This is a genomic window from Tateyamaria sp. GN1-10 (assembly GCF_055693845.1).
In genome coordinates this window covers 25230-50206 of sequence record NZ_JBVFUR010000003.1, presented here as the reverse complement: position 1 = coordinate 50206, position 24977 = coordinate 25230, and the positions used below count along the sequence as shown (strand labels likewise).

Below are 24977 nucleotides of genomic sequence, written 5' to 3'. Positions count from 1 at the left end.
ATCGCTGCCCAAGGGGCGGGGAGGGGGCTGGTCTTGGCCTGATTGCCTGCACGGCGCTGGTCGTGGGCAACATGATCGGGTCGGGTATCTTTCTGTTGCCGTCTGCGTTGGCAGCGTATGGTTCCATTTCACTGGCGGGGTGGCTGGTCACGGCGGCCGGGGCGCTGGTGCTGGCGCTGATCTTTGGGCGGCTAGCGCGGATCGCGCCGCGCACGGGCGGACCATACGCTTACGCACGATATGGGTTTGGTGATTTCGCTGGGTTCCTCGTGGCGTGGGGGTATTGGATTGCGCTGTGGTCCGGCAATGCCGCCATTGCCGTGGCCTTTGCTGGCTATCTTGGGTTTCTGTTGCCGGATGTCGGGGCCAGCCCGCTTGCCAGCGTGGCAGCGGCGCTTGGGGCGATCTGGCTGCTGACATGGCTGAACATCCGGGGCGTGCGGGAGGCGGGCATTGTCCAGATCCTGACCACGGGCATGAAGCTGTTTCCGCTGCTGGCGCTGATCGTGCTGGGCGTGGCGTACATTGATCCGGGCAACTTCACACCGGTGAACACCAGTGGGGTTGGCGCGCTGTCGGCGATTTCTGCCTGCGCGGCGCTGACGCTGTGGGCTTTCCTTGGTCTTGAATCCGCGACCGTGCCAGCGGGCGACGTGGCAGACCCGGAGCGGACCATTCCACTGGCAACCATCGTGGGCACTGGCCTGACCGCCCTTGTCTACATTGGCGTCACGGTCGTGGCTCTGGGGGTGATCCCGTCCGCTGAGTTGGTGGGATCAAACGCGCCTCTCGCGCTGGTCGCGGGGGCGATCTGGGGTGCGGGTGGGGCCATGTTCATTGCCTTGGGTGCCTGCGTGTCGACCTTTGGCACGTTGAACGGATTTACCCTGCTGACCGGGCAGGTTCCGTTGGGTGCGGCGCAGGATGGCGTATTCCCCAAAGCCTTTGCCCGCCTCAGCGCCACCGGTACGCCCGCCTTTGGTCTGGTCGTGTCGAATGTGCTGGCCAGCGGTCTGATCCTGATGAGTTTCAGCGAAAATCTTGCCGAGCAATTCGAGTTCATTGTCCTGCTGGCGACCCTGTCGACGTTGTTTCCCTACCTCCTTTGCGCGCTGGCTGAGCTGGCGCTGCGTGCACGTGGCGTGGTGGGCCCGTCGCCGGGTGAAATGAGCAAGGTCATTCTGCTGGCCGCCTTGGGCTTCATCTACTCCGTTTGGGCGATTTTCGGATCGGGGGCGGAGGTCGTGTTCTACGGCTTCCTGCTGCTGATGGCCGGGGTGCCTGTCTACGTCTGGCAATGCTGGATGAAGGGAACTGATCTCACACAGGAAGGAACATTTTGATGTCTGGATTTGGTGCGCATTCAGAGATCGGCAAGCTGCGCAAGGTCATGGTCTGTGAACCGGGTCTGGCCCATGCGCGGCTGACCCCGGGCAATGCGGCGGAACTACTGTACGATGACGTATTGTGGGTCAACAAGGCGCGCCGGGACCACGCCGATTTCCGCATGAAGATGGAGGAGCGCGGGGTCGAGGTGCTGGAGTTCCAGGCCCTGCTGGCCACAACGCTGAAGGACGCGGAGGCGCGCAAATGGGTGCTCGACCGGCGCATCACCCAGAACCAGGTGGGCGTCGGTATGTTGGGCGAGTTGCGGAGCTGGCTGGACGAGATGGCCGCCAAGGACTTGGCCCGGTTCCTGATTGGCGGGATTTCGGTGCAGGACCTGCCCTTTACCCCGTCGGGCATGTTCGGCAGCTATCTGGGCACCTTGGGCTTTGTCATTCCGCCGCTGCCCAACACGCAGTTCACCCGCGACAACAGTTGCTGGATTTACGGCGGTGTCACCGTCAACCCGATGTACTGGCCCGCGCGCAAGCCCGAAACGTTGTTGGTCACAGCGATCTACAAGTTCCACCCGGATTTTAAAGGTGCCGATTTTGACATCTGGTGGGGTGATCCGGACACGGATTATGGCCCGGCCACGGTTGAGGGCGGCGATGTCATGCCATGGGGCAAGGGCACCGTCCTGATCGGTATGGGCGAGCGCACCACGCCGCAGGCCGTGGGGCAGGTGGCCAAGGCGCTCTTTGCCAAGGAAGCGGCAGAGCGGGTGGTGGCCTGCCAGATGCCGCGGAGCCGTGCGGCGATGCATCTGGACACGGTGTTCAGCCATTGTGACCGCGAGACCGCGACCGCCTTTGTCGAGGTCTGTAACGAGATCAAATGCGTCAGCCTGCGCCCCGGCAACCGCGAGGGCAGCATCGACTTTCATCACGAGGACAAGCACCTGTTCGACGTGGCCGCCGAATGCCTTGGCATCAAGGCCCTGAACATCGTGCAGACCGGGGGCGATGCTTTCAACCAGGAGCGTGAGCAATGGGATGACGGCAACAATGTCGTCGCCATCGAGCCCGGTGTCGTCGTGGCCTACGATCGCAACACCTACACCAACACGCTGCTGCGCAAGGCCGGGGTCGAGGTCATCACCATTGCCGGTTCGGAACTGGGCCGGGGCAGGGGAGGGGGCATTGCATGACCTGCCCGATCTGGCGCGACCCGGTGGATTACTGATTTATCGAAAGGACGAGGCCCATGGCATTCAATCTCAAAGGGCGCAGTTTCCTGAAGCTGCTGGATTTCGATCAGCGCGCGCTGCGCTATTTGCTGGACCTGTCGCGTGATTTGAAGCGCGCGAAGTATTCCGGGACCGAGCAGCAACACTTGCGGGGCAAGAACATCTGCCTGATTTTCGAGAAAACCTCGACCCGGACCATGTGCGCCTTTGAAGTGGCGGCGATGGATCAGGGGGCGGGGGTGACCTACCTTGGGCCGTCGGGGTCGCAGATCGGGCACAAGGAAAGCATGAAAGACACCGCCCGCGTGCTGGGCCGGATGTATGACGGGATCGAGTATCGCGGCTTTGGTCAGGATCTGGTGGAGACATTGGCCGAGAACGCTGGCGTGCCGGTGTTCAACGGGCTGACGGACGAGTTTCACCCGACGCAGATGCTGGCCGACCTGCTGACGATGCAGGAATATGCGGAAAAGCCGCTGCATGACATCAGCTATGCCTATGTGGGCGATGGCCGCTCGAACATGGGCCATTCGCTGATGATCGCGGGCTGTCTGATGGGGATGGATGTGCGCATCGCTTCGCCCAAGGAGCTGTGGCCGACGGATGAGTTCCGCGGCCCGGCCGAGGCGGCGGCGGCCAAGTATGGTGCGACCCTGACCATCACCGATGACCCGGCCGAGGCCGTGAAGGGTGTTGATTTCATCCATACGGATGTCTGGGTGTCGATGGGGGAGGCCGATGATGTCTGGGAGCAGCGGATCAAGCAGCTGACGCCCTATCAGGTCAACGCCGATCTGATGGCAGAGAGCGGCAAATCCAGCACGCGGTTCATGCATTGCCTGCCTGCCTTCCACAACACCGAGACCAAGGTGGGGCAGGAGATTTTTGAGAAATTCGGGATTTCGGAAATGGAGGTGACCGAGGACGTCTTCGAAAGCCCGGCAGGCATTCAGTTTGAGCAGGCCGAGAACCGGATGCACACGATCAAGGCCGTGCTCGTGGCCACGTTGGGGCGCTGATCATGCGGATTGTCACGGCCCTGGGTGGCAATGCCCTGTTACGGCGCGGCCAGGCGCTGACGGCAGAGAACCAGCGTGCGAACACCGCGATTGCAGCGGAAGCGTTGGCGCAGATCGTCATGGATCACGAGTTGATCATCACCCATGGCAACGGCCCGCAGGTGGGGCTGTTGGCCTTGCAGGGCCATGCCTACAAACCCGACGAAGCCTATCCGCTGGATGTGCTGGGCGCGCAGACGGACGGTATGATCGGCTACATGATCGAACAGGAGCTGGGCAACCGGCTGCCGTTTGAAAAGCCGCTGGCGACCTTGCTGACCATGATCGAGGTGGACCGGGATGATCCCGCCTTTGCAGATCCGACGAAATTCGTGGGTCCCGTCTATGACAAGGCCGAGGCGGACCGGATTGCGGTCGAGAAGGGTTGGCAGATGCGGGCCGATGGTGACAAGTGGCGGCGCGTTGTGCCGTCGCCCTTGCCGAAGCGCATCTTTCAACTGCGTCCGATCAAGTGGCTGGTGGAACAGGGCACTGTGGTCATTTGTGCGGGTGGTGGGGGTATTCCCACCGCTTACAACGCGGAGGGCGATCTTGAAGGCGTTGAGGCGGTGATCGACAAGGATTTCGCCTCGGAACTTCTGGCGCGCGAGATTGGTGCAGACCTGTTCATTGCCGCGACGGACACCGAAGGGGTGTTTCTGGACTGGGGCACGCCCGATCAGCGCGTGATCAGGCTGGCGTCGCCCGAGGCACTGGAAAAGCACAGCTTTGCCGCCGGGTCCATGGGACCGAAAGTGGCGGCGGCCTGCCAGTTCGCCCGTAAGACCGGCAAGACAGCGGCCATCGGTAGGCTCGCCGATGTCGAGGCGATGGTGGCCGGGGACAAGGGCACGTTGATTTCAACCGATGCCACGGGTGTCACATTCCATGACTAGGGTTTGCGGCATGTCGTCTGCTCAGGGCAAATCAAAGGGACGGAGGGCGCGACATGGTGCGTGAACTGATCCGCTATTCGCAGGTTCTGGAAATCGTGGGCGATACGCTCAAGGTTCATGTGCCGGAGAGGGCCGGGGCGGACAGCGTGGTGCGCTATGGCGATCTGGCCGTGGTCAAAAGCGTGGATGGCGCGACATCGCTGGCGCAGGTCATTCGGATCGAGCGGGGCATTGTCTCGTTGCAGGTGTTTTCCGGGACCAAGGGGATTTCGACCGGGGCCACGGCGACCTTTCTGGGCCACCCGATGCAGGCACCCTATTCCGGCAACATTCTGGGCCGCGTCTTTGACGGGGCCGGGGCGCCGGTGGATGGCGGTCCGGACCTGAGCGGTGAGCCACGCTATGATATTGGCGGGCCGTCAGTGAACCCGGCAGAGCGCATCGTGCCCAAGCGGATGATCCGCACCGATGTGCCGATGATCGACGTGTTCAACAGCTTGGTGGAGAGCCAGAAGATCCCGATCTTTTCGGTGTCGGGCGAACCTTATAACCCGTTTCTGGCCCGGATCGGTATTCAGGCGGATGCGGATATTGTTGTCTTTGGCGGCATGGGTCTGATCTTTGACGACTTTTACACCTTTCGGCAGTCGTTCGAGGACGCCGGGGTGTTTTCGCGTACTGTCATGTTCGTCAATCAGGCGTCTGACCCGCTGGTCGAGCGTTTGCTGGTGCCGGACATGGCGCTGGCCGTGGCCGAGAAATTCGCGGTGGAGGAGGGCAAGCGCGTGCTTGTCCTGCTCACCGACATGACCGCCTATGCCGACGCGATGAAAGAGGTTGGCATCAGCCAGGAGCGGGTGCCGTCGCAGCGCGGCTATATGGGTGACCTCTATAGCGAATTGGCGCGCCGGTACGAGAAAGCGTGCGACTATGCCAAGGGTGGGTCGGTCACCATTCTGGCCGCGACCACCATGCCCGGCAATGATGTGACCCATCCGGTGCCTGACAACACCGGCTACATCACCGAGGGGCAGTTTTACCTGCATTCCGGTGTGATTGACCCGTTCGGCAGCCTGTCGCGTCTGAAGCAGAACGTGGTGGGCAAGACCACGCGCGAGGATCACAGCCAGATCATGAACACGATGATCCGGTTCTATTCCGAAGCCCGCGATGCGGCCCAGAAACAGGCGATGGCGTTCGAGCTGTCGGACTATGACCACCAGGTGCTGAAGTTCGGTGACCTGTTCCGCGACCGTTTCATGGACATCAATGTATCTATGCCGCTGGAGGAAGCGTTGGACCTGTGTTGGCAGACGCTGGCCGAATGCTTTGCGCCTGAGCAGCTGCTGATGAAGCAGACCCTGATCGACAAATTTTTCCCCAAGGTGGCTGATGGCGCGCTTGCAGCTGAATAAATCCTCGCTCGCCCGAGAGGCGGCGCAGTTGCGGTCCTATGAGCGGTTCCTGCCGTCCTTGGACCTGAAGCGTCAGCAGTTGATGGCGGAACGGGCCAAGGCTGTGGCGGAGGTTGCGGCCTTGCAGGGGGAGGTCGACCGGCTGGCGGCGGAGGTCGGGCGCGATGTGCCGATGCTGAGCAATCGCGACATTGATCTGAGCGGGTTGGTGGAGCTGACTGACTATCATCTGGGTGAGGAAAACGTGGTGGGCACCCGGTTGCCAGTGCTCGACCGGATCGAGGTGACGGTGCGCCCCTATTCCCCCATGGTTCTGCCCCACTGGGTCGATCATGTGACGCACCTGTTGCACGACATGCTGACTGCCCGGTTGCGCGTGCAAGTGGCGCGCCAGCGGGTCGAGGTGCTGGACCGTGCTGTCCAGACCGTGACCCAGCGGCTGAACCTGTTTGACAAGGTGTTGATTCCCACCGCCCGCGCCAACATCAAGAAAATCCGCATTTACCTGAGCGACGAGCAGACCAGTGCCGTGACACGGTCTAAGATCGCCAAGCGGAAGCGGGGGGCGGCATGAGCATTGCGCCCTTGAAAAAGCTGAGCCTTGTGGGGCCTGTGGATGCGCAGGACGCGGCCCTGACCCGGCTTCAGGATATGGGTGTGATGCATATCCTGCCGCTGGTTCCAGTCGAAGCCCGCGTGGAGAAGCGCGTGAGCCGGGAGGCGGAGGAGGCCTATAAGGCGCTGCGCTTTCTGGCTGTTGTGCCGGGGCCGCGACGGCAGGTGCGCAGCGATCCCGATTTCGATGTGCAGGCCTTTGTTGCGGATGTGCTGGCGCTGAAGGACAGGTTGCGCGCCGCGCGGGACCGTCGTGATGCGCTGGCCAATCGGCTCGCGCATATGCAGCCATGGGGGGATTTTGAATTCCCGCCGCTTGAGAGCCTTGCGGGTCAGCGCCTGTGGTTCTGGCAATTGCCGGTGAAGCACCGCGCGGCGCTGCAATCGGTGGATCTGCCGTGGGAGATTGTCGGGCAAGATGCGCGGTATCTCTTTGTTGTTGTTCTGAGCCCGGATGAGCCGCCCAGTGACCTGTTGCCCATACCGCGCGTGCATCTGGGGGCGAAACCCGGCCGAGTGCTTGAAGCCGATCTGGAAACTGCCGAGATCGAGATTGAAACCTTGCTGGGCGAGCGGATGGCGTTGACCCGCTATCTGACCTTGCTGCGGGGCAAGCTGTCGGAGGCCGAAACGCTGGCCGAACGCGCCTTTGCCGACAGTCAGACCTTGCGCGACCCAGACCTTTTTGCCGTGCAGGGCTGGGTGCCAGAGGCACGGGTGCTGGAGGTCGAGGAGGCCTGTGCCCATCTGGGACTGGCCGTGTTGATCGAAGCGCCGGGACCGGACGACACTCCGCCTACCTTGCTGAAGCAACCTGATGAGGCTGCTGCGGGGGTCGATCTGGCGACGTTCTACCAGCCGCCGCATTACCGGGCATGGGATCCGACGCGGATGCTGATGCTGTCCTTTGCCCTGTTCTTTGCGATGATCGTGGCGGATGCGGGCTATGGCATCGTGGTCGGCCTTCTGGTTCTGGCCTTTTGGCGGCGGCTGGAGGCGACACCGCATCTGCGGGCGTGGCGGCGGATGGGGCTGTATCTGGCAGCGGCGGCGGTGGCGTTTGGCGTGATCGTGGGCAGCTACTTTGGCTTTGCTCCGCCCGAACGGGGTGTGCTGCGCGGCCTCGCCTTTCTTGATCTCAATGACTTCGACACGATGATGACCCTGTCGATCCTGATCGGCGTGCTGCACATCTGTTTTGCCAACGCGATGGCGTTTCAGGTCAAGACAAAGCGCAGCCGCTATGCCAACCTGGGCTGGATCGCTCTGCTGGCGGGCGGGGTGGTGCTGTGGATTGGCGGTCTGGAGGGATCATCCCGCGACGTTGGCGGTGCGCTGATGGGCGTGGGCCTTGCCCTGGTCATGGTCTATGCCAGTGACCGGCCTGTGCGGCAGCCCAAGGACTGGCTGTGGCGCGGGTTTGACGGCCTCAAGGGCGCTGCGGGCCTGATGGGCATGTTTGGTGACGTGCTGTCCTATATGCGCTTGTTCGCGCTTGGCCTCGCCTCGGCCTCTTTGGCCATCACGTTCAACGATCTGGCGGCGGATGTGATGGCGTCCGGCTCCGGCCTTGCTGTGCTGGGCGGGCTGCTGATCTTTGTCATGGGTCATGTGCTCAACTTCGCGCTCGCGATGATGAGCGGCGTTGTGCACGGGCTGCGGCTTAATTTCATCGAGTTTTACAAATGGGGTCTGCCCGAGGAAGGCATCGTCTTCCGGGCCTTTGCCCGCAAGGAGGTTCAGGAATGAATGAGTTTGTAATCGCATTGGGGTGGGTCGGTATTTTTTCCCCCATGGCCCTTGGCGCGGTGGCCAGTTCCATCGGCTGTTCGATTGCCGGGCAGGCGAGTATCGGGGCGATGCTGGAGACCGAAGGCGGCTATGGCCGGTTCGTCGGCATCTCGGCCTTTCCGTCGACCTTTGTGATCTATGGCATTGTCATCATGTTCACCCTGAACCGCGAGGTGACGCTTGAGAATGCGGGAGGCCTGTTTGGGGTCGGTCTGCTGTCGGGCATTGCGCTGCTGTATTCCGGGATCTGGCAGGGGCGTGCCTGTGCCGCGGCGATCAATGCGTCCAAGGAGAAGCCACAGATCTTTGGGCTGGCCCTTGCGCCCGCTGCCATCATCGAAGGCTTTGGCGTTTTCGCCTTTGTCTTTGCTCTGGTCATCAGCGCGGGGATTGCGTGATGTCGCCCGAGCATGAGACGGCCAGAGGGGTCGATGCCCTGATCGCGCGGTTGCGTCACGATGGTGTGGCCGCAGGTACCGCGGAGGCTGAGCGGTTGGTGGCGGACGCGCAGGCGGAGGCGGCCCGGATCGTTGCCGAGGCAGAGGCTGCGGCAGAGAAGGCCAGAGCCGACGCCAAGAAGGCGGCAGATCGCTACACCCGCGCGGGTGAAGAGGCGCTGAACACTGCCATGCGTGATGCGGTGCTGACGATGAAATCGACCCTCATGGCGCAGTTCAAACAGGATGTGCAGCGGATGGTCAGTGCCGAGATGTCTGACACCGAGATGCTGCGCCAGATGGTGCTGGAGCTGGTCGGGCGGGCCGGGCAGGCGGCGTCGATGGGCGAGGGGGCCAGTGTGATCTTGCCTGCCGAGGTGGTGGGTCCGGAGGCGATCACGGCGAATGCCGATGACATCCAATCGGGCGCGCTGACCCAATATGTTCTGGGTCTGGCGCAGGACAAATTGAAAGAGGGTGTGACGCTGTATGCCGCAAGCGATCTGCACGCCGGTATCCGCGCGCAGGCGGGTGAGGATGGTGTGGCGCTGGACCTGTCGGATCAAGCCATTGCCGCGCTGTTGATGCAGCATTTGCAGCCCCGGTTCCGCGCCGTGCTTGAGGGGGTGATCAAGTAGCCATGTCTGATCCCGATGCCTATGTCGCGCTCGTGTCCAGCCTGCCGAGTTCGGAGCGGTTGTTCGTGGCCAAGCGGCCCCCGTTGTCACGCTTGCGGCTCAACAGGCGCCTGTCGGCGCTGAGCGAAAAACATGCGCAGACGCTTGCGCGGATCGAGCGTTTGTTGAGCTGGTCGGCCTATGACCCGGGGTCAGACCTGAACACGTTGGTTGGCCGGGCAAAGGTCCTGATGTCCGATCTACCGCATCGCACGTTGCGCCGCATCGTGGACGAACGGATGGAGTTGCGCACTGCTGTGGCCGCGCTGCGGATGCGGCATGGTGGGGCGGGGGCGCCGGAGGGGGCGTGGGGCTATGGCGTCTGGACGTCCCAGATCGCGGCCAATTGGAACGAGCCGGCCTTTGGTCTGGATCGATCCTTGCCATGGTTGCGGCAGGCGGGGCAGTTGCTGGAACAGGGGGACCCGCTGGGCCTGCAACGCCATCTGCTGGATGTCACCTTTCGCCAGTTGCAACGTCATGCAGGCCGCCATCACTTCGATTTCGAAGCGGTCGTGATTTACGTGCTGAAGTGGAACATCTTTGACCGTTGGGCCAAGGCCGACAGCGTGGCCGCGGCACAGCGCTTTACCGAACTGTCCGAAGACGCGCTGAAGAATTTCCCCCACTTGCAAGCGGAAGGAGCCACAGCATGACCGCCGCCGCAAAGAAGGTTCAACACCCCGAGGCCGAAGCCGCCACTGCGCGCATCGTCGCCGTGCAGGAAGGGTTGGTGCGGATCGAATCCATGGACAATCCTGACGGAACGCCGGGAGCTTTGGTCAAGAACGAGATGGTTTACATCTTGCCCAGCCGTCTGGCGGCAGGCGGCGAGACAGGAGCGCCTCAAGGCCGAGATCTTGCGGGTGCGGGGCAATACTGCAGACGCGCAGGTCTATGAAAGCACGCAAGGCGTGGCCGTGGGCGATCCGGTGGTGCAAAGCGGGCAGCTTCTGTCGGTGGCGCTGGGGCCCGGGTTGCTGGGGCAGGTCTATGACGGGTTGCAGGCGCCGCTGAAGCAGGTGGCCAATGCCTACGGTATCTTTCTGCCGCGCGGGGCCGATGTTGACCCGCTGGACCGGGCGGCCAAGTGGTCCTTTAGTCCGTCGGTGAAGCTAGGGGACACGGTTACCGCTGGTCAGACCATCGGGACGGTGCCCGAGGGCCGCTTTACCCACAAGATCATGCTGCCGTTCAACTGGACAGGCACCTATACCGTCAACTGGGTGCAGAAGGGAGCCGTGACCGTCAACGATCCGGTGGCGCGCCTGACCTCGGATGGCGGGCAAGAGCATGTGATCCCTCTGTCGCAGCGCTGGCCGGTGCGGCGGCCCATGGCGGGGGATCTGCTGAAATCCGGGGCCGTGCAGCGCAAGTTTCCCGACACGCCCATCTTGACCTCGCAACGGTTGATCGACACGTTTTTTCCCATCGCGCGGGGTGGAACGGCGTGTATTCCCGGACCCTTTGGGGCGGGCAAGACCGTGTTGCAGAACCTGATCGCGCGCAATGCGCAGGTGGATATCGTGATCATCGTGGCCTGCGGGGAACGCGCGGGCGAAGTGGTCGAGACCATCACGGAATACCCGGAGATGACCGACCCGACCTCGGGCGGGAGCCTGATGGATCGCACGATTATCATCTGCAACACGTCGTCGATGCCTGTGGCTGCACGTGAAGCGTCGATTTTCACCGGGATCACCTTGGGTGAGTATTATCGCCAGATGGGTCTGGATGTGCTGTTGATCGCCGACAGTACCTCCCGCTGGGCGCAGGCGATGCGCGAAACGAGCGGGCGGCTGGAGGAAATCCCGGGGGAGGAGGGCTTTCCCGCCTACCTCGAAAGCTCGATCAAGGGTCTCTATGAGCGGGCCGGTGTGATCGAGGCTGCGGATGGGGCCACGGGCAGCCTGACGATGATTGGCACCGTGTCCCCGGCGGGCGGCAACTTTGACGAGCCGGTGACGCAAGCCACGCTGTCGACGGTGAAGTGTTTCCTCGGCTTGTCGTCCGAGCGTGCCTATAAACGCTTCTATCCTGCGGTGGACCCGCTTCTTTCGTGGTCGCGCTATCTGGACCAGATGGCGGACTGGTATGACCGCCGTATCGAACCGGGTTGGACCGACCGGGTGAAAGCCCTGCAAGCCTTGTTGGAGCGCGGTGAGCAGATCAGTCAAATGATGAAAGTGACGGGCGAGGAGGGCGTGACCCTCGCGGATTACGTGACTTTCCAGAAGGCGCTGTTCGTTGACATGATCTTTCTTCAGCAAGACGCGCTTGACGACGTGGACAGTTGCGCGCCGCTTGACCGGCAGCAACGCGTGTTCGGGCTGATGCAGCGGGTCGTGGATGCCACGATGACGCTTGAGGACAAGGGTGCGATCCGCAGCTGGTTCACCGAGATCACCGGCCTCTTTAAGAACTTCCACTACGCGGCGGATGGCACGCCGGAATACAAGTCGCTGCTGGCGCAGATCGAGGCAAAGATATCGGAGCTGTGAAACCGAAGGCCCTTTTGTGGCCTCACGCGCTGTCGTGTCGTTCGATGATCACGATGCCCGGTGTTGTCGTGGCGTCCGCCTTGGTCAGTTTGTACCGTTTGCCGACCACTTGCAGCGTCAGCATTGTGTTGTCCGGTTTGGCGATCAGGTGCCCCTTCGCCCGCACAACGGTGTTTTGATCGGCCAGAGATTGCGCGAAGTCCTGTGCATCGACGGGTTCGGACGGTATGACGGTCCGCGTTGTCAGGGCGATGCGGTGCGGATCGTTGTTGTGCTGGATGGGGGTATCACTGCCGTGTCCTGTAGCAGCACCTCATGCAAGTGTTCGCTGCCGTTTTCGAGCAGGGTCGCGCGCGGAGCGTGTTGGCAGATAATGTCCCTGCTGTTTTGCCTTTGATCCGCCGTGGCCAAATCCGTCTTTGTCAGAACGGTCAAGTCGGCGGCTGCGAGTTGACGGATGATCGTGTCGGCCAGGTAGCTGTCGGCCAAGTGGTCAGGCAGGCATTCGGCATCTGCCAGTACGACGATACCCTGCATCTGGATGTCATTGCCAAAAAGGCCCACCGATGCTGCGATCTTGCCCGGCAGGGCCACGCCGGATGTTTCCAGCAGCACGTGATCGGGCTTGGGATCAAGGGTACGCATCTTGCTGAGCGCCAGCATGAGATCATCGCCATAGGAGCAGCAGACGCATCCACCCGCCAGCGCAATCAGGTCGTCATCCTGCGCTTCGATCAGATCGGCGTCGATGGGCAGCGCGCCGAATTCATTGACCAGCACGGCCAGCCTTTGCCCGTCTGCGTGGCGCAGGATCTGGTTGATCAGGGTCGTTTTACCTGCGCCCAGATAGCCCGCAATGATCGTCATAGGCAGGGTGTCAGACATTGGCGGCTGCGAAGGGTTTTCCGCCAAGGACGGTGCCCCAGACCCTTGTGTCTTTCAACCGCTCGACGCCCATCTCTTCCGGGTCGTCCTCAAGCACAGCGAAATCCACGCGTTTTCCGGCTTCGATCGACCCGACCTCTCCGTCCAGATGGAGAGTGTAGGCAGCACCGAGCGTGATGGCGTAAAGCGCCTGATCGAGCGTGATCTTTTCCGCTTCGCCCAATGTCCGGCCCGATGCGGTCTTGCGGTTCATTGCGCACCATCCGGTGAACAGCGGGCCCAGCGGCGTGATGGGCGCATCCGAGTGAATGCCGAAAGGCACGCCCAGCCGTGCGGCGGTGCCTGCGGCGTTCATGCGTTCGGCCCGTTCCGGGCCGACCGTCAGTTCGTAGTGCTGGTCGCCCCAATAGTGATGGTGATTGGCAAAGAGGTTCACGCACAGGCCCAGTTCCTTGATTTGTCGGAATTGGGCCGTGTCGGCCAGTTGGCAATGTTGCAATGTGAACCGGTGATCGGATGACGGGGTTTTGCGCAGGGCCTTGCGCATGGTGTCGATGACAAGTTGCGTCGCCTCGTCCCCGTTGGTGTGGCAATGCACTTGTATGCCTTTGGCGAGCGAGGTTTCGAGGATGTAGGCCAGTTGCTCGGGCGCGATGTACCACAGCCCGTTGGGCGCGCCATTATAGTAGCCGGGCGCGCGCAGACGTGCGGAGAACCCTTGGATCGAGCCGTCGACCACGATCTTGATCCGGCCCAGGCGCAGCTTTTCGGTGCTTTGCGGGGCGAGCGCCTCGACATGTTTGATCAGATCCTCGGGGCTGACACCGTGGTGAAAGCGCAAGGGGACGATGCGGGCGGGGTAGGCGGTGTTGTCGGTGACTTTGTGCATCAGCTTAACCGCATCTTCGGGCAGGCGCGCGGCAAGGTCAGTTGCCGTTGTGACCCCAGCCCGCACGCAAAGCTTGCCGAAGCGCCACATGCCCTGTTCGTCGCAGGCGAGCATGTCGCGGTCGAAGCCTACGTGGATGGAGACGGGGCTCATCACATCGGGGCCTTTCAGTTCGCCGGAGGGCAGGCCGTCTGGCCCAAGCGGCACGCCCTCGTGATTGATTCCGGGTTTCAGCAGGCCCGCCAGTTCCAGCGCTTTGGAATTGACGTTCATGATGTGGCCCGAGGCATGCATGATCCCGATGGGGCGGGTGGTCGAGATCGTATCGAGCTGCGTGCGGTCCACGCGCTGGTTGTCGAAATAGATCGGATCGAGCGACCATGCGGGCAGGGGGGCGTCGGGGTCGTCCAGCTTGGCCTCTGCCGCGGCCAGTTTGGACAGGACGGCGTCGAGGTTTTTGCAGCCGGCCTGCATGTCCCCCTCGGGCGACATGCGGTCGAAGAAGCCCACATAGGTGTGGGACCAAAGCGCGCCTTCCTGCAGATGGCAGTGCCCTTCGACAAGGCCGGGCATCAGCACCTTGTCGGCGAATTGGGTGTCGATTTCATAGTCGCCCCAACCTTCAAGGTCTTCCAGTGATCCTGCGCCAAGGATGATGCCGTCGCGTATGGCCACATGGGTTGCGTGCGGCTTTTGCGGGTTCATCGTCAGGATTTTACGGGCGGAGAGTATTTTGATCACGTGTGGGGGCCTGCGGCTGAAAACGTCTGTCGTGCAAGGCTAGGCGGTTTTCTTTTTGCCAAAAACTGGATTTAATCGCCGCATAAATACTATTTTATGGGGGAATGATGGCAGTCGGTCTGACGTTGAAGCAGATGCGTTACGTTGAGGCGACTGGACGGCTGGGGTCAATTGCGGCTGCAGCAGAAGCGCTGAGCATTTCGCAAAGTTCGATCACGGCGGCCATTGATGCGCTTGAGGCGGAGTTGGGGTTTGGCATTTTCACGCGGGTGCCGGCCAAGGGCATTCAGAAAACCCCCGGCGGGGCCGACACGCTGAAACTGATCAGTCGCTTCCTGGCTGACTACAGGGATTTCGAGGCGGAGCTTTACGCGCTTGGTGGGGCCGTGACGGGCACGATCCGGTTGGCCTGTTTCGCAACGGCGGCGGCGACATTCCTGCCGCCCGCGATCAAGCAGTTCCAGTCGGAGTTTCCCAATGTGCAGTTCGAGCTGGTTGAGGGAGACATGGACAATGTCGCCGAATATTTGGACACGGGTGCGGCCGATATCGCCTTTACCTATGATGAAGTGATCGGGAGCCACCATGATTTTGACCTGATGGTCGAGCTGCCGCACTATGCCATGGTCAACACGCAGGACCCGCTGGCACAGCGCAAGGCGGTGAGCCTTGCCGATTTGCAGGACCAGCCGATGATCAATCTGCAATTGCAGCGGTCGGGCACGTATTATTCGGACCTGTTTGCCGATGCGGGTTTGACGGTGCGCGTGGCCCATGCCACGTCATCGGTCGAGATGATCCGTACGCTGATTGCCTCAGGATTTGGCTTTTCAATTCTGAATGCCCGTCCTGTAAGCGCGGCGCTGGACAGTCGAGGCATCACCGTTTTGCCCATCACCGACCCGATCCCGGCGCGGCGCTTTGGTCTGGTGACCCAATCGCGGGTCACGCTGCCCTATCCCGTGCAGCGGTTTATCGAGCGTTGCCATGCACTTCGCGACGATGGGGTGTTTGAAAACCTGGCTGTGCGCGCCGAGTGAGTTGGCGTGATAAGCACCATTTTTTAGCGCTTTCACACGTATTAAAACTATTTTTTCGAATGATGGGTGCCGCCTAACCTTCTCTCAACAAAAAAGAGACCCTGGGAGAAAAACCGATGAAGATCGCTGTGTTGAGACACCTGGCCATTGCCGCGGGGGTTGCCGCCCTGCTGGGGACGACGGCCATGGCCGAAGACCCCGTGCGCGGCGGAATCCTGATCACGACCCTTCCGCAGACCCCGCGTCACCTGAACCCGGCAGTCCAGTCAGGCATCGTCACGGGTGCGCCGGGGGCGCAACTGTTCGCGGCGCCGCTGCGCTATGATGAGGATTGGACGCCGCAGCCCTACCTTGCCGAAAGTTGGGCGTGGTCGGATGACGGCCTGTCGATGACCCTGAACCTTGTGCAGGGTGCCACCTTCCATGATGGCGAGCCGATCACGTCCGAGGACGTCGCCTTCTCGGTCGAGACCATCAAGGCGAACCACCCGTTCAAGACGATGTTCGGCGTGGTTGAGGCGGTCGAGACGCCGGATGATCACACTGCCATCCTGAAGCTGTCACAGCCGCACCCGGCGCTGTTGCTGGCCATGTCGTCGCAGCTGATGCCGATCATTCCCAAGCACATTTACGGCGACGGTCAGGACCCGAAATCGCATCCCCGCAATGGGAAGGATGTGGTTGGCTCTGGTCCGTTCAAGTTCGTGGAGTTCACGGCAGACCAGCAGGTTATCCTGGAGCGCAACGACGACTTCTTTATCGAGGGTCGTCCGTATCTGGACCGCATCGTTTATCGCATCATCAAGGACGCGTCGGCCCGTGCCATCGGCATGGAAAACGGTGAGCTGCATATGACGACGTTCGAGAACACCGTGCGCAACATCAAGCGGATGTCCGAGAACGATGATCTGGTTGCCACGGACGAAGGCTATGCCGCCATTGGTCCGATCAATTGGCTGGCTTTCAACACCGGGTCCGATGGGCCGCTGGCGGACAAGCGGGTGCGTCAGGCCATCGCCTATGCTATCGACAAGAATTTCATCCTGAACGCCATCATGCTGGGGCTGAGCCAGGAGTCGAAAACCGGAATTCATCCCGGTTCGCCGCTCTACTACCCGGATGTGAATGGCTACGATCTGGACATCGAGAAGGCCAATGCGCTGCTGGATGAGGCAGGGTATGAAAAGGACGCCAATGGCATCCGCTTTTCACTGACCATCGACCACGGCAACCCGACAACAAAGCCGCAGGCGGAGTTTACCAAGGCGTCGCTTGCCAAGGTTGGTATTGACGTCAGCGTGAATTCCTTTGTCGACTTCCCGACCTGGGCCAACAAGATTTCGAACCACGATTTCGACATGACCTGGGACACTGTGTTCAACTGGGGCGACCCGGTGATCGGGGTGCACCGCACCTATGACAGCCAGAACATCAAAGAAGGCGTCATCTGGTCCAACACGCAGCAATACGCCAACGAACGGATCGATGAGCTGATGGCGGCAGCGGGGCAGGAGATTGACCCCGATAAACGTGCAGCGCTTTACAAGGAGTTCCAAGAGATTCTGGCAGATGACCTGCCGGTCTATTGGACCAATACGCTTCCGTATCACACGATCTACAACAAAAAGGTCGGTAACCCGCCTCTGGGCATTTGGTCATCCTCCTCTCCTTATGACCTTGTCTTCTTGAAAGAGTAAGCTGTCCTGAGAAAGACCTTCCTGCCCCGATGTTCGGGGCAGGTCTTCATTGAGGTGGTGGTGCATGGGATTTCTGGTCGTACTGGCGCAACGCACTCTTTATGGGGTGCTGCTGTTGCTGGCTGTACTGGTTCTGAATTTCACCATGATCAATCTGGCACCGGGCGATGTGGTTGATACGATTGCCGCCGATATGGGCGGGGCCAGCGCCGAACTGGTGGCTCAAATCCGGGCCGAGTACGGGTTGGATCAACCCGTTATCGTGCAGTTGGGCAACTACATCTGGCGGGTGTTCCAGTTCGATCTGGGCCAATCGTATTTCTACAATCGCCCCGTGACCGAGATGATCTTTGAGCGTTTGCCCGCCACGCTGCTTCTGGTCTTTTCAGCGCAGATTTTTGCCCTTGTGGTGGGTATCTTATTGGGTGTGTTCGCGGCGCAGCGCCCAAACGGCATTCTCAGCCATATCGTGACGCTCTTTGCGCTGTTCGGCTATGCCGCGCCTGTGTTTTGGACCGGCATCCTGCTGCTGATTGCCTTTTCGTTGAAAATTCCGCTCTTTCCCGTCGCGGGGATGCGGGACGTGACGGTCGAAGGTTTCTTTCCCCAAGCTCTGTCGGTTGCGCACCATCTGGTGCTGCCGATGTTGACGCTTGGGTCGATCTTCATCGCGCTTTATTCCCGCCTGTGTCGCGCCTCGATGCTTGAAGTGCTGGGATCGGACTATGTGCGCACGGCCAAGGCCAAGGGGCTGTCGCCCCGTGATGTCACCATGAAACATGCCTTAAAAAATGCCCTGCCGCCGGTCGTGACGCTTGCCGGTTTGCAATTCTCGGCCGTGATTTCGGGCGCGGTTCTGGTGGAAACGGTGTTTTCGTGGCCGGGTTTGGGACAGCTTGCGTTGACCTCGATCCTCGCGCGGGACACGCCGACGATCCTGGGCATTCTGTTTTTCTCAGCGCTTGTGGTGATTGTCGGCAACCTGCTGACAGACCTTGTTTTGCGTTTGATTGATCCGCGGGTCAGGGGGAAGGCATGAGCGAGCATACGCAACTCAAGGCGCGGTCGCCCTTTGCCGAAGCGTTCGAGATGTTTCGACGCAACCATGCGGCGGTGGCAGGGCTGGTCATTCTGCTTATCATTGTCGCCGTGGCGATCCTCGGGCCGGTCCTGTACACCGGCAACCCGTTTGACATGGTCTGGGCTCCGTTCACCCCGCCTGGGACAGAAGGGTATCTGTTTGGCACCGACTACCTTGGGCGGGACCTGTTGTCCCTACTCATCCACGGCGCGCGGGTGTCGCTGACGGTTGGCCTTGCCGCTGCCTTTGTCACCGTCACCATCGGCATCACCATTGGCGCGCTTGCCGGGTTCTATCGCGGTTGGGTCGAAGAAGTGTTGATGCGCCTGACCGAGTTCTTTCAGGTCTTGCCGACGCTTTTGTTCTCCATGGTCATTGTTGCGCTGTTCGGGGCGTCGCTGCTGATGATCACCATTGCCATTGGCCTTGTCAGCTGGCCTGCCGTGGCGCGGATCACGCGGGCGGAGTTTTTGCGCATCCGTGAGTTGGAGTACGTCACCGCCGCCCGCGCCGGGGGCGTGCGCAATGGCGGTCTGATGTTCCGGGTGATCCTGCCCAATGCGCTGCCGCCAATCATCGTGCAGGCGGCCCTTATGGTCGGGTCGGCGATCCTGTTCGAGGCGGGTTTGAGCTTTCTGGGTCTGACCGATCCGAACGTCGCCAGTTGGGGCCAGATCATCGGGTCGAACCGGCAATACATCCTCGACGCCAGCTATACCGTCACTGTGCCGGGCATCGCTATTTTTATTACCGTTCTGGCCATCAGTCTTGTGGGTGACGGCCTGAACGACGCCCTGAACCCAAAGCTGAGGGAACGATGAGCGCACCACTTCTTTCCGTCGAAAACCTGCGCATCGAACTGGCCACGCGGGGCGGAATGGTGCCGGTTGTCGATGACCTATCGCTGTGGCTGAACCCCGGTGAGACCTTGAGCATCGTTGGGGAATCCGGCAGCGGAAAATCCATGACGGCGCTGGCAGTTATGGGGCTGTTGCCGCGTATCGGACGTGTCGCGCAGGGCCGGGTCATGTTCGAAGGGCAGGACATGACGCAGATGGAGGACGCCGCCCTGCGCCGTATTCGTGGCAACCAGATCGGCATGATCTTTCAGGAGCCTATGACGTCGCTCAACCCTGTCTATACGGTTGGAGAGCAGATTGCAGAGGTGTTGCGCCATCACCAGAACCAAGGTGCCGCGCAGGCCTGGTCCAATGCCGTTGATCTGCTGGATGCCGTGCGCATTCCCAACGCCAAGGGCCGTGCGGGCACCTATCCGCACGAGATGTCCGGCGGGCAGCGTCAGCGGGTGATGATCGCCATGGCCCTGGCGTGTCGGCCCAAGATCCTGATCGCGGATGAGCCAACCACGGCCCTGGATGTGACTGTGCAGGCCGAAATCTTTGACTTGATGCGCGAGCTGGCGAAGGAGACCCAGACCGCCACGATCCTGATCACCCACGACATGGGTGTGGTTGCCGAAATGGCCGACCGGGTGGTTGTCATGCTCAAAGGTAAAAAGGTCGAGGATGGCACCGTGACCGATCTGATCAACCGCCCGCAGCACGACTACACCAAGTCGCTGATCGCGAGCGTGCCGCATCTGACGCCAGAGACACGCGATGAAAGCGAAGTCGCGGCGCAGGTCGATCAGCCGCTTCTGAGTGTCCGCGACCTGACGGTGCAGTTCCCGGTCAAGAAACGCTGGGGCAAGCGCGAGATGTTCACCGCCGTGAATGGCATCAGCTTTGATGTGGAGCGGGGCAAGACGTTGGCCATCGTGGGAGAGAGTGGGTCAGGCAAAACCACGGCGGCCCTTGCCGTGGCGCGGCTGGTGGCGGCGCAGGCTGGGCATGTGACACTGGACAGCACGGACATGCTGACGCTCGAAGGTGAGGCGTTGCGGCAGGCGCGCGCAAATGTGCAGGTGATTTTTCAGGACCCTTATTCGTCGCTTAACCCGCGCCTGCGTGCGGGCGCCATCGTGCGTGAACCCATGGACAACCTAGGCAGTCTGCCCGTCGCGCAACGCGATGCGCGCGTGGCGGAGTTGTTCGAACAGGTGGGGTTGGAACCTGCACAGATGCACTTGTTCCCACACCAATTCTCGGGTGGGCAGCGGCAACGGATCAGCATTGCTCGGGCGCTTTCCACCAATCCCAGTCTGATCATCTGCGACGAGGCGGTGTCCGCCCTTGATGTGATCATACAGGCTCAGATTCTGGATCTGCTGCACGACCTGCAGCGGGATATGGATTTGACCTATCTGTTCATCAGCCATGACCTTGGCGTTGTGCAGCAGATGTGTGACGACGTGGCGGTCATGTATATGGGCGATATCGTTGAATACGGCACGCGCAACGCGGTGTTTGCATCGCCGCAGCAAGACTACACGCGGAACCTGCTTGCCGCCGTTCCATCTGTGGAGAGTGTAAAAGAACATCCGGCGTAGTGACTGGTTGCAAACATCCTGCCCGCTGAGTGTTTTAATCAGGTATTGCGATACGGCCATATTAGTGGTTTTAAGACCGTAACCCGGGTCCCCAGCCGCTTGCCAGGTCAGCCCTTACTCTCGACCGAGGAGCATGACATGGGGACGACGTTTGCACGTCTTTTGGCATTGATGTTGATACTGGTGCCCATTGCAGGTGCTGCCCAAGAGACCGACGTGACCGGCAAGGTGGCCGTCGAGTTAAACACCGTATCGGACGGGGAGGGAGCCTGTACTCTGACCTTCATGGTCACCAATGGCCATCCCGTTGATATTGACAAGCTTGTCTATGAGACCGTGCTGTTTGACTCCTCTGGCAGTGTCGACCGGTTGACCCTGTTCGATTTCGGAGCCTTGCCGGTGGGCCGGCCGCGTGTCCGTCAATTTGCGGTGCCGGAATTGACCTGCGAGGGCTTGGGTCGGGTGCTGTTCAATGGTTTGCATACCTGCGCGGCTGAGGGTCTGGCGCAAAGCGACTGTGCCGACGGTTTGCTGCCGTCAAGCCGTGTCGAGATTGAGGTGCTGGGCTGATGTTGGATGCGATTTTTGCACAATTGATGGCCGTGTTCGATCTGGGCGGCCCCGTGGTTATGGTGCTGATCGGGGTGTCGGTCGTCACCCTCGCTGTTGTTCTCTACAAACTGTGGCAGTTTTCAGTGGCGCATGTCGGTCACCATGCGGCGTTGCGCACGGCTGTGGCGGCTTGGGACGCAGGCGATCGGGCAAGTGCGCGGACGGCCCTGAAAAAATCAAAGAGCTATCTGGCACCCGTTGTGGCTGCAGCCTTTGAAGGGCGTGACAAGGACCGTCTGCTGGCCATGGCGGAGGAGCGTTTTTCCCAGTTGGAGAGGGGGTTTCGGTATCTGGATTCTGTGGCACAACTGGCCCCTCTTCTGGGGCTGTTTGGTACTGTTCTGGGGATGATCGAGGCGTTCCAGTCATTGCAGGCCGCCGGGGCGCAGGTGGACCCCTCTATTCTTGCGGGTGGGATATGGGTGGCGCTTTTGACCACGGCTGTCGGGCTGGTCGTCGCTATGCCGACAGCACTGTTGCTGTCCTGGTTTGAGGCGCGGATGGAGGCGGAGCGGGTTGTGGCCGACACCTTTGTTCTGACGGCTCTTGCCCCTGCCAATCGGGCGGGTGCATCCGACCCGGGCGCGAACATGATGCCCGCCCATGGCTAGAACGCGACGGGTGCGGCGGTTGTCGATGACGTCGCTGATCGACGTGATCTTTCTATTGCTGTTGTTCTTTATGCTCACGTCGACCTTTTCGAAATTTGCAGAGGTCGAGTTGACCGCCGGAGGGCCAGGGCAGGCTGCAGCACCCGCAGACGCACCACCGCTGTTTTTGCAGGTCGGTGAGGAGATGCTGGCGCTGAATGGTGAACGTGTCGGGATCGCGCTGCTGGAAGCATCGTTGCGTGACACTGTGCCTGCGGCAGAGATGCAGCCGCTTATTGTCAGCTTGCAGGGTGGGGTGACGGCACAGCGGCTGACCGATGTGCTGGTTGTCCTGCGTGCCGTTCAAGGATTGCGCGTCACCGTGTTGGGGGATGCGTGATGCGTGGGCGTGCACCAAGGTCAAGGCGAGAGCCGACCATTGCCCTGATCAACATCGTGTTCCTGATGCTGGTGTTTTTCATGGTCGCAGGCACTTTGGCACCGCCGTTGGATCGGGACATGACCCTTGTCAGGACCGCCGATCTTGAGGGGCGGCCGCCGCCGGATGCGCTGGTCATTCACGCTGATGGGACTTTGAGTTTCCGTGGCACTGATCAAGCGGACGCAGAGATGTATGTGTCCGGGCTTGACCCCGAAGCGCGGGACGAGGTGCGCATTGTGCCGGACCGCACGCTGCCCGCTGCTCAATTGGTCGCTTTGGGCCGAGACTTGCGCCGTGCCGGTGCTGGAAAGGTGATCATCGTAACGGAACGGGGGCTGGAATGATTGCCGGGTCACGTTCCGTCGCAGTACTGGCGGTTCTGATGGCTGCCACCCTTCATGTGGGTGGGGTGATGCGTCTGGACCTCATCAAACCTGTCGAAATGGAAGGTGGGCAGGCCGGGGCGACCGAGGCGTCACTGGGCAATGCATTTGCCGATCTGGCCCAAGGCACGTTGACCGGCATCGAAACCACCGATGTGACGGAACCTGTCCCGGTTGAGCAGACAGTGGAGACCGCTGAACCGACTGAGCAGAGGATCGATCCGACGCCCCCTGCAGAGACTCAGGCGGCACAGACTGATACGCGCATCGAGCAGCAAGACGTGGATGACGCAATGCGCCGCGTTGAGCCAGATCAGGTGACGGCCAGCGCGTCTGCGATTGATGCAGCGCCGGTCCCACAACCCACTCTGCGTGTCGCGCCCTCTGTTTCCGAGACACCGCCTGCGCTGCAACCAGCTGCACCACCCGACACCCTGACCGCGGTAGACCCTGACCGGTTGAATCTGACGCAATCGTTGCGGCCCAAGGTCCGCACCCGTGCCTTTGAAGAGCGCAACAAGCCGGATGATCCGCCGCCCGCGCTGCGTCAGACAACGCAGACGGCAAGCCGAACCCCTGATGCCCCTGCGCTGCGTGGCAATCAGGCGCGGACGAACACGCGCGCTGGGGCGGCAGACGGCACGGCGGTGCGTGCGGCACCGCGGGCAACGGGGAACGCGGGAGCGGCGCAGGCAGGCAACGCGGCAGCATCGAACTATCCCGGCGAGATCATGCGAAAGCTGCAACGTGCACGTCGCCCGCGTGTCGGGGATCGTGGTGTGGCCACCGTCAGCTTCCGCATCGCATCGAATGGTGGATTGAGTGCCGTGTCGGTGGCACGCAGCTCGGGCTCTCGCGATCTGGACAACGCGGCCTTGCAGGTGATCCGGGGTGCCGCGCCGTTTCCTGCCCCTCCGCCGGGCGCGCAGCGGTCGTTCAGCATTCAGATCAAGGGGCGATAAGAAGTTCGCAGCGGTTGGTTTGGGAACGACAACGCTTTATCCCCGCGCTCTTAGTGCGGTTGCAACGGGAAGCCGGGCAGCTGCAAATGCGGGTAGAGCCCCGCCGACCGCTCCGATGGCAACGCCCACCAAAGCGGTGATCGTCATCACATCGGCATTGACGACAAATCGGAACGCCATCTGGGCGCCGTTGGCCCCCATCGTGCTGGCTTGCCAACCGTTCAGTGCCAGCCACGAGAGGGTGACACCAAGACTGGCACCAACCGCAGAGAGCAGGAACGCTTCCAGCCAGGTAGAGAGAAAAGCAGAAAGGCGATTGAACCCTAGCGCACGAACCGTACCGATTTCGACCGTTCGGTCCGACAGCGAGCTCATCATGGTATTGAGCGCGCCCGCGGTGGCGCCGATCGCCATGAGCAACGAGATGGGCCAGCCGAACATTCGGATCAGTTGAGCGGTTGCTTCGGATTGCTCGGCATAAAGATCGGCCTCGGTGAAGGTCATGAGCTGTGCGTCGGCAAACTCCGACATGGACAATTTGAGCCTGTCGATTGCGGTAGGTTCGGTCAGCTTCAGCCGTAGACTTTGCACCTCTCCCATGCGGTTGAACGCTGAGGCGACGGCGTCGAAGTCGCCCCAAATCTCGGACTCGAATGCACTTCCCCCGGCGGAAAAATGGCCGACCACCGTCCAGACGACCGGGCCCAGCCGGATGTCGGCTCCGATGTTCAGGCCCGGATATTTTGTTGCCAGTTGTTCCCCCACCAGGATCTCGCGCGCGCCTGGTGATACGAGGCGACCTGATGAAAACGTCACGCCCGATCGGATCGTCAGACCAGAGGCCTCCATTCCGCGGAGCGCCAGCGTCGTTCCCGATGTGTCGAGCTGCGTGCGGTACTCAACCGGGACAACAAGTTCACGTGACAGGAGCGGTGTGCCTGATGCATCTCGCAGGACGCCGATGTCATTGCCTTTTGCCATGATGGACCGTGCGATGTCAGAGGGGATTTCGGAGTTCACTTCCTCGCGCGTGCTGCCGCCCAGGATAACGGCAACGTCGGGTGATCCAGCGCCTTGGAGCGTGATTTCAAAACCGCGTGCCATGGACAGGAAACCGCTCAGGACGCACACGACCAGCATGATTGATCCGACCATTGAGAGCGAGATGGCCATGCGTCGGGGCACGCTGAGCAACGTCGCCCGGCTCATTGCCATGGTTTGTCGTATGGAAGCCATCATTG

At 61.3% G+C, this 24977-nt stretch carries 26 protein-coding genes; 22 read left to right on the top strand and 4 right to left on the bottom strand.

What is annotated here, in order from left to right; genetic code table 11:
- Positions 1-38: 38 nt before the first annotated feature.
- Genes ACZ1HN_RS00850 through ACZ1HN_RS00795 form a run of 12 tightly spaced genes read left to right on the top strand, consistent with a single transcriptional unit; the run spans position 39 to position 11965 of the window.
- A complete protein-coding gene (locus tag ACZ1HN_RS00850) occupies positions 39-1343 on the top strand; it encodes an amino acid permease (RefSeq protein ID WP_472726261.1) in 1305 nt (434 codons plus the stop codon).
- On the top strand, positions 1343-2536 hold the full coding sequence (locus ACZ1HN_RS00845; protein ID WP_472726081.1) for an arginine deiminase: 1194 nt from the start codon (positions 1343-1345) through the stop codon (positions 2534-2536). Before ACZ1HN_RS00850 ends, ACZ1HN_RS00845 begins: the two co-directional genes overlap by 1 nt.
- A gap of 56 nt (positions 2537-2592) precedes the next feature.
- Positions 2593-3594: an ornithine carbamoyltransferase gene (gene argF, locus ACZ1HN_RS00840; protein WP_472726080.1), complete on the top strand. Its 1002-nt coding sequence runs from the start codon at positions 2593-2595 to the stop codon at positions 3592-3594.
- Between the two features lie 2 nt (positions 3595-3596).
- Positions 3597-4529 (top strand): carbamate kinase, encoded by a 933-nt coding sequence (gene arcC / locus ACZ1HN_RS00835; RefSeq protein WP_472726079.1) that lies wholly within the window; start codon positions 3597-3599, stop codon positions 4527-4529.
- Positions 4530-4582: 53 nt separating this feature from the next.
- Complete coding sequence (locus tag ACZ1HN_RS00830; RefSeq protein ID WP_472726078.1) at positions 4583-5944, top strand: V-type ATP synthase subunit B; 1362 nt, start codon at positions 4583-4585, stop codon at positions 5942-5944.
- Positions 5922-6518, top strand: coding sequence for a V-type ATP synthase subunit D (locus tag ACZ1HN_RS00825; protein ID WP_472726077.1), 597 nt, complete (start codon positions 5922-5924; stop codon positions 6516-6518). The genes ACZ1HN_RS00830 and ACZ1HN_RS00825 overlap by 23 nt, the downstream gene beginning before the upstream one ends.
- Positions 6515-8308, top strand: coding sequence for a V-type ATP synthase subunit I (locus ACZ1HN_RS00820; protein ID WP_472726076.1), 1794 nt, complete (start codon positions 6515-6517; stop codon positions 8306-8308). The genes ACZ1HN_RS00825 and ACZ1HN_RS00820 overlap by 4 nt, the downstream gene beginning before the upstream one ends.
- Positions 8305-8748, top strand: coding sequence for an ATP synthase subunit C (locus tag ACZ1HN_RS00815; RefSeq protein WP_299206065.1), 444 nt, complete (start codon positions 8305-8307; stop codon positions 8746-8748). Before ACZ1HN_RS00820 ends, ACZ1HN_RS00815 begins: the two co-directional genes overlap by 4 nt.
- Complete coding sequence (locus tag ACZ1HN_RS00810; RefSeq protein ID WP_472726075.1) at positions 8748-9425, top strand: hypothetical protein; 678 nt, start codon at positions 8748-8750, stop codon at positions 9423-9425. Before ACZ1HN_RS00815 ends, ACZ1HN_RS00810 begins: the two co-directional genes overlap by 1 nt.
- A 2-nt stretch (positions 9426-9427) precedes the next feature.
- On the top strand, positions 9428-10120 hold the full coding sequence (locus ACZ1HN_RS00805; protein WP_472726074.1) for a hypothetical protein: 693 nt from the start codon (positions 9428-9430) through the stop codon (positions 10118-10120).
- On the top strand, positions 10117-10365 hold the full coding sequence (locus tag ACZ1HN_RS00800) for a hypothetical protein (protein WP_472726073.1): 249 nt from the start codon (positions 10117-10119) through the stop codon (positions 10363-10365). Before ACZ1HN_RS00805 ends, ACZ1HN_RS00800 begins: the two co-directional genes overlap by 4 nt.
- On the top strand, positions 10331-11965 hold the full coding sequence (locus ACZ1HN_RS00795) for a V-type ATP synthase subunit A (RefSeq protein ID WP_472726260.1): 1635 nt from the start codon (positions 10331-10333) through the stop codon (positions 11963-11965). Before ACZ1HN_RS00800 ends, ACZ1HN_RS00795 begins: the two co-directional genes overlap by 35 nt.
- Positions 11966-11987: 22 nt before the next feature.
- Here ACZ1HN_RS00795 and ACZ1HN_RS00790 read toward each other — a convergent pair whose 3' ends face one another.
- From ACZ1HN_RS00790 to ACZ1HN_RS00780, 3 genes are read right to left on the bottom strand one after another with little or no spacing between them, the layout of a single operon-like run.
- Entirely contained in the window at positions 11988-12194 is a 207-nt protein-coding gene (locus ACZ1HN_RS00790) for a GTP-binding protein (protein ID WP_472726259.1), read from the bottom strand.
- 14 nt (positions 12195-12208) lie between these two features.
- A complete protein-coding gene (locus tag ACZ1HN_RS00785) occupies positions 12209-12850 on the bottom strand; it encodes a GTP-binding protein (protein WP_472726072.1) in 642 nt (213 codons plus the stop codon).
- Positions 12843-14480 carry an amidohydrolase gene (locus ACZ1HN_RS00780; RefSeq protein WP_472726071.1) on the bottom strand — a complete coding sequence of 546 codons (1638 nt, stop codon included), beginning with the start codon at positions 14478-14480 and terminating at the stop codon, positions 12843-12845. Before ACZ1HN_RS00780 ends, ACZ1HN_RS00785 begins: the two co-directional genes overlap by 8 nt.
- A 104-nt stretch (positions 14481-14584) precedes the next feature.
- Here ACZ1HN_RS00780 and ACZ1HN_RS00775 point away from each other — a divergent pair, with 104 nt between their 5' ends.
- The 10 genes from ACZ1HN_RS00775 (at position 14585) to ACZ1HN_RS00730 (ending at position 23736) form a co-directional block, all read left to right on the top strand.
- On the top strand, positions 14585-15520 hold the full coding sequence (locus ACZ1HN_RS00775; RefSeq protein WP_472726070.1) for a LysR family transcriptional regulator: 936 nt from the start codon (positions 14585-14587) through the stop codon (positions 15518-15520).
- Positions 15521-15636: 116 nt separating this feature from the next.
- Entirely contained in the window at positions 15637-17217 is a 1581-nt protein-coding gene (locus tag ACZ1HN_RS00770) for an ABC transporter substrate-binding protein (protein ID WP_472726069.1), read from the top strand.
- Positions 17218-17281: 64 nt separating this feature from the next.
- A complete protein-coding gene (locus ACZ1HN_RS00765; RefSeq protein WP_472726068.1) occupies positions 17282-18256 on the top strand; it encodes an ABC transporter permease in 975 nt (324 codons plus the stop codon).
- Positions 18253-19119 carry an ABC transporter permease gene (locus tag ACZ1HN_RS00760; RefSeq protein ID WP_472726067.1) on the top strand — a complete coding sequence of 289 codons (867 nt, stop codon included), beginning with the start codon at positions 18253-18255 and terminating at the stop codon, positions 19117-19119. Before ACZ1HN_RS00765 ends, ACZ1HN_RS00760 begins: the two co-directional genes overlap by 4 nt.
- On the top strand, positions 19116-20747 hold the full coding sequence (locus ACZ1HN_RS00755) for an ABC transporter ATP-binding protein (RefSeq protein WP_472726066.1): 1632 nt from the start codon (positions 19116-19118) through the stop codon (positions 20745-20747). Before ACZ1HN_RS00760 ends, ACZ1HN_RS00755 begins: the two co-directional genes overlap by 4 nt.
- A 138-nt stretch (positions 20748-20885) precedes the next feature.
- Positions 20886-21317 carry a hypothetical protein gene (locus ACZ1HN_RS00750; protein ID WP_472726065.1) on the top strand — a complete coding sequence of 144 codons (432 nt, stop codon included), beginning with the start codon at positions 20886-20888 and terminating at the stop codon, positions 21315-21317.
- On the top strand, positions 21317-21970 hold the full coding sequence (locus ACZ1HN_RS00745) for a MotA/TolQ/ExbB proton channel family protein (protein WP_472726064.1): 654 nt from the start codon (positions 21317-21319) through the stop codon (positions 21968-21970). Before ACZ1HN_RS00750 ends, ACZ1HN_RS00745 begins: the two co-directional genes overlap by 1 nt.
- Entirely contained in the window at positions 21963-22349 is a 387-nt protein-coding gene (locus tag ACZ1HN_RS00740) for a biopolymer transporter ExbD (RefSeq protein WP_472726063.1), read from the top strand. Before ACZ1HN_RS00745 ends, ACZ1HN_RS00740 begins: the two co-directional genes overlap by 8 nt.
- Complete coding sequence (locus ACZ1HN_RS00735) at positions 22349-22735, top strand: ExbD/TolR family protein (RefSeq protein ID WP_472726062.1); 387 nt, start codon at positions 22349-22351, stop codon at positions 22733-22735. Before ACZ1HN_RS00740 ends, ACZ1HN_RS00735 begins: the two co-directional genes overlap by 1 nt.
- Before the next feature lie 38 nt (positions 22736-22773).
- The gene (locus ACZ1HN_RS00730; RefSeq protein WP_472726061.1) at positions 22774-23736 is read left to right on the top strand and encodes an energy transducer TonB family protein; all 963 of its coding nucleotides are present in this window, start codon (positions 22774-22776) and stop codon (positions 23734-23736) included.
- Between the two features lie 36 nt (positions 23737-23772).
- Here ACZ1HN_RS00730 and ACZ1HN_RS00725 read toward each other — a convergent pair whose 3' ends face one another.
- Positions 23773-24975, bottom strand: coding sequence for an ABC transporter permease (locus ACZ1HN_RS00725; protein WP_472726060.1), 1203 nt, complete (start codon positions 24973-24975; stop codon positions 23773-23775).
- Between the last annotated feature and the right edge of the window lie 2 nt (positions 24976-24977).